Source organism: Isoptericola croceus (assembly GCF_029382255.1).
In the GTDB taxonomy this organism is placed as follows: domain Bacteria; phylum Actinomycetota; class Actinomycetes; order Actinomycetales; family Cellulomonadaceae; genus Isoptericola; species Isoptericola croceus.
The window spans coordinates 1-260 of record NZ_JARLLG010000434.1 but is presented as its reverse complement, the minus strand read 5'-3'; the positions used below and the strand labels follow the sequence as shown (position 1 = coordinate 260).

At 66.9% G+C, this 260-nt stretch carries 1 protein-coding gene; it reads left to right on the top strand.

Annotation, left to right across the window (positions count from 1 at the left end; translation table 11 throughout):
- Positions 1-25 precede the first annotated feature (25 nt).
- Positions 26-260, top strand: a 235-nt coding sequence (locus tag PZC42_RS24900; RefSeq protein WP_277214289.1) for a glycosyltransferase family protein, incomplete at its 3' end; no start/stop codon positions are given.

The following is a 260-nucleotide window of genomic DNA, read 5'->3' as shown; positions in this document are numbered from 1 at the left end:
CCCCGTCCTGTACGAGCAGAAGCACATGGAATGGGAGCACACGGAGCAGGACAGCCTCGAGTACCTGTACGCCAACCAGCCGTGGGTCCGCTCGGGCGTCGCGTTCATCCCGCAGCGGCGCATCAACTCGTTCCCGCCGGGCGCCTGCGGCGACGGCACCCACCGCGGCATCCACTACCAGGAGGACGAGCGCGACTTCATGGTCAACATGGCCGGGTGCCAGTGGGGCCGCGACTGCTGGGGTGAGATGTACAAGTACC